This window comes from Legionella sp., assembly GCF_047605385.1.
GTDB lineage: Bacteria > Pseudomonadota > Gammaproteobacteria > Legionellales > Legionellaceae > Legionella.
Genome location: NZ_JASGFU010000124.1, coordinates 1 through 3,956 on the forward strand (window position 1 = coordinate 1; position 3,956 = coordinate 3,956).

Genomic DNA, 3,956 nt, shown 5'->3' on the forward strand with positions numbered 1-3,956 from the left:
TATAACCAGTCTGTTTTATATCTCTTTTTAAAAAAAATTTGACGGGATACCTCAGAGTCTATCCTCATGTTTGCATCTGTAATTTGCTTATGGGGATTATTTTTATTGGTTAAAATGTCATTGCACTATTTATGCTGCGCCTCAGTCGCTTTTGTGCTGTATTCTCAGTCTTTTATTTTACGCTTGTAATTGCAATGTTAATTTCATATTGAGCGCGTCAGCTACTTTAACCAAAGTTTCCAGTGAAGGAATAAATGAGCTGCTCCCGCTTTCGAGTCGAGAGATAACAGACTGTTTGCTGCCAATTTTTTTGCCAGTTCGGATTGAGTCATGTGGCGCTCTTTGCGTGCATTAGTAATCATTATCGCAATGTTATGCGACAAAACCATTTTTAACGCCCTACTCTTAAAGCTGACTCTATCATTTTGTCATTAAATTTTTTTGCGTCTTCTGCTATGAAGTGAGAAACTTGAGCAAGTTTTATTCCATCTAAGATTGGAGTATAAAAATTTATTAAACTACCCACATTTGCAGGAAGATTTTTCCCTATTACAGAACCTTCTGCATACTCCTTTTTGCTTGTAAACATATTATCCTTAATAAGAGCCTCAAATCCCATACCGCCTGGAATTTTATTTTCCGCTAGTTTTAATCTATTAAGTTGCTCTAACAAAAAACTTATAAAATACTTTAAAAAAATATAAGAAGGAATCTTAACATCAAGAATTAGAGAATTAATTTTTATATAATCTGGCGGCCCATTACCGACATAGCTATAGCCAGTTCCTGGGCTATCTGTAATTTCACAAAAAAATTCAGCTGTATTAGAAGTTTTTGGACTTGATTGCGCTTTTAAAAAAAATTTCATAAATCTACTTAACCTTTATATTTTATGGTTAATAGTGCCAACTATTCAAGTAAAAGGGAACAAAGTTGTCACAAAACCCCCTCGACGTACACACCAGGCCACTTACCTTTGCATTGGCATACATTAAATCATTAAATATACGTAAAATATGAAGGTCGATTTCAACTATGATTCTCTTTAAAATCCAAAAAACAATTTAAACAACCAATCACTGCATGAATTTTATTCATGCTCAAGGTATTCTGAAATTTTTGTTTTATCAAGGCCTGGATAGACTTTATTAATTAACGTTAATGCACACTCTAATGCATCGCTTCTACTTGAATAGAAACTCGGCTCTACATAAGGTATGCATTTTGGTTTTGATATGCCTAAAAGCGAATCGAAATCATGACCGTAATCTACCTCAATAAACCAACGACCATCTGAACACGCGACCAAGACCAGACCAGAGTTAGGATATTCATCTGTAGCCCACCTCACTAAGTCGTCTAAATGCTCATGGCTAATAGTATTATATTTTATGTGAGTATTTATTTAGTCATTTGTGCTTCCTTTTAAAGACTCAAACAGTTAATGTGTTTCATTTACAGTCAGCCTTATCCCCTCTGCTTCTTGCAACACATGAATAATTGAAAATAATGACTGCGCCCGTAGGGTTTCCCTTGGAACTAAACATTCGTTGTAAACTTTTACTATTTTTATGAACTCTTTTTCTAAAGGCTCAAATAAAATAGAAGCATTTATATAATCCTGAGGATAAATTAACTTAATCAGTTCAAGCCTTTTTTCTTTTGATCCTAACGAAATCGTTTTATACACTAAAAAATCGGGATATTGGTTTGTATTAAAAAATATCAATCGCTCAATTGCAGCTAAGAAACTCCAAAGAAAAATCAAGCCGATGAGGAAAACTACACTTAAGTCTTTTATGATTGGCTTCATTTATTTTCTTTGGATTAATAGTTAGCATAACAAACGTTAAGTTCTATTAAAATCTGGTATTACTCTTTTCATATACTCATCGAATAAAGGAACAGTAAAAGCCATTTCTCCATGGCTAGGACTATAGATCATACCTTTCTTAATTAATTTATCTCTTACAGGCCCTAAACTAGATACACTTTTTCCTAGGATCTCAGCAATATCTCCAGTTCTTTTGGGTCTATCTCCAATTTCAGCCATACCTCTAAGATAATTTTGTTCACTAGGGGTTAGGCGATCAAATCTTACTCGAAAAAAATTTTCATCTAATCGTCTAATTACTAAAGAAGTTGCGTCCCTTACATCTTGCAGATCTATTGGAGTCTCTTTAGCATGATTCCAAGATTGATAACCCCACTCCTGTAAAAAATAAGGATATCCTCTTGTTAACTCATATATTTCTTTTAAGGCCTCCAATGAAAATTCTACATCAACCTCATTTACTGGATCTTGTAGAGCTTTATTTGCATCTTCCTCTGATAATGGACCTATATTGGGAAATTGAAAAAGGCGCTCGGCGTACGATTTTGAATCACCAGCCAAAGCGGGTAAAATTGGAAGTCCGGCACCAATTAATACTAATGGCAACCTTTTCTGTTGCATTTTATGCATTGCCATTATTAAAGCGCTAATTTCACTAATACTAAAATATTGAATTTCGTCTATAAGAATAGCAATAGCTGCGTTTCTCTCCTCAGCAGCCTCTGCAAGAGCGACAAAAAGGTTGGGAAGATCAACTTCTATATCACCACTATCCGCAGCTCCTAGCTCAGGATCTATACCTAATCCAAATTCCACATCTCCCACTTTAATTTTTATTGTATTTATAAAACTCTTCAGAACACCGAGACCTCTACGGACTTTATCCCCTACCCCAGACAATCTATCTAGATCAAACAGCAAACGTCTTAAATGAGGAATCAATAATGCACCTAAATTTTTACCTTCATGTGCCTCTATTAGAATAGTTTTATAACCTACTGTTTCTGCCTGCCTTTCCATTTCATTCAATAATACTGTTTTACCAACCCCTCGAAGTCCTGTTAGCAAAAAGCTTTTTTCTGAGCGTTTTTTTAAAATACGCTGTAATAATATATTACTTTGACTAAGGATCTCTTCCCTACCAACAAGTTCAGGTGGCGGCGACCCTGCCCCAGGAGAAAATGGATTTTTAATTGGATTCATAATATTTATATCAAAATATATCTATCTATAACAAAGTATACTCGATTTTGAATATAAATAAATATATATTGTTATATTTAAGATGGGCAAGACAAGAATAGATAGATATTTAGTGGCTCCGTTTCAAAAACGAAACATAGTTTATAATTTAATCCAATTCCGGGGTTCTAGGCGTAAACCGTCCAAATTTCCGATTAAATATCATTCAATTGAAGTAAAAACTATTTTTTGAATTCATCAGGTTTAAAAAATTGTAAAGACAATAAATCAATGACACTGTCTTTAATTATGCAATATGATTCCTTATCAACACTAGAGGATGCCAATCTTTCCTTAAATTGCATGTATGCATATAGAGCATCACTATTCGTGATCATAAAATTCTTAAATTGTTCTGCAAATTTCCAATTTAAACTATTAGCTAGACGAATATGAATGTTGAATGATTGATCTAAATAGACCCCTGTAAAAAAACGTTTTTCCCAGGACTCAATAAAATAATCATGTGAATGAAATGGAACATGATCTTGTTTGAAAGCCTCGATGCAAACAAACCCCATTGGCTCAAGAATCGACTTAACTTGATCCATTTTATCAAAGGAATCGATCGCACATTGAACATCAACAATATCTTTAGCCGGTGCCATTTCAATAGCGGTTGAGCCGATATGAGCTATTTCTAAAAATAAGTTATTTGACACTGACAATAATAAATTTCTTAATTGATTAAAATTGTCTTTCCATTTTGTGGTATAAGGTAAAAGTTCTATCATGATTTTAATTACCAATTACGAGTTATACAATTCATACTTCACCAATTTGTTTATTTTTTGCTAAACGCAAAGATCTTTTATTAATATAAGTATTTAAGGCAATATGGCTAGTGTAGCCAAGCACTTTTGCAATTTTTCTAGCAGAC

The 3,956-nt window shown here is 33.5% G+C and carries 6 protein-coding genes; all 6 read right to left on the reverse strand.

What is annotated here, in order from left to right; translation table 11 throughout:
- Positions 1 to 177 precede the first annotated feature (177 nt).
- Positions 178 to 324, reverse strand: coding sequence for a helix-turn-helix domain-containing protein (locus tag QM652_RS14270; protein WP_415076959.1), 147 nt, complete (start codon positions 322 to 324; stop codon positions 178 to 180).
- Positions 325 to 391: 67 nt separating this feature from the next.
- A complete protein-coding gene (locus tag QM652_RS14275) occupies positions 392 to 868 on the reverse strand; it encodes a hypothetical protein (RefSeq protein ID WP_415076949.1) in 477 nt (158 codons plus the stop codon).
- Positions 869 to 1,090: 222 nt separating this feature from the next.
- Positions 1,091 to 1,351 carry a hypothetical protein gene (locus tag QM652_RS14280; RefSeq protein WP_415076951.1) on the reverse strand — a complete coding sequence of 87 codons (261 nt, stop codon included), beginning with the start codon at positions 1,349 to 1,351 and terminating at the stop codon, positions 1,091 to 1,093.
- A 90-nt stretch (positions 1,352 to 1,441) separates the two neighbouring features.
- Positions 1,442 to 1,813 carry a hypothetical protein gene (locus tag QM652_RS14285; protein ID WP_415076953.1) on the reverse strand — a complete coding sequence of 124 codons (372 nt, stop codon included), beginning with the start codon at positions 1,811 to 1,813 and terminating at the stop codon, positions 1,442 to 1,444.
- A 36-nt stretch (positions 1,814 to 1,849) separates the two neighbouring features.
- Positions 1,850 to 3,037 (reverse strand): AAA family ATPase, encoded by a 1,188-nt coding sequence (locus QM652_RS14290; protein WP_415076955.1) that lies wholly within the window; start codon positions 3,035 to 3,037, stop codon positions 1,850 to 1,852.
- A 221-nt stretch (positions 3,038 to 3,258) separates the two neighbouring features.
- Positions 3,259 to 3,810, reverse strand: coding sequence for a GrpB family protein (locus QM652_RS14295; protein ID WP_415076957.1), 552 nt, complete (start codon positions 3,808 to 3,810; stop codon positions 3,259 to 3,261).
- Between the last annotated feature and the right edge of the window lie 146 nt (positions 3,811 to 3,956).

Bases quoted from the DNA above. Each gene is read 5' to 3' on its own strand.
- QM652_RS14275 (WP_415076949.1), bottom strand. From the start codon at position 868: ATGAAATTTTTTTTAAAAGCGCAATCAAGTCCAAAAACTTCTAATACA.
- QM652_RS14285 (WP_415076953.1), bottom strand. From the start codon at position 1,813: ATGAAGCCAATCATAAAAGACTTAAGTGTAGTTTTCCTCATCGGCTTG.
- QM652_RS14290 (WP_415076955.1), bottom strand. From the start codon at position 3,037: ATGAATCCAATTAAAAATCCATTTTCTCCTGGGGCAGGGTCGCCGCCA.
- QM652_RS14295 (WP_415076957.1), bottom strand. From the start codon at position 3,810: ATGATAGAACTTTTACCTTATACCACAAAATGGAAAGACAATTTTAAT.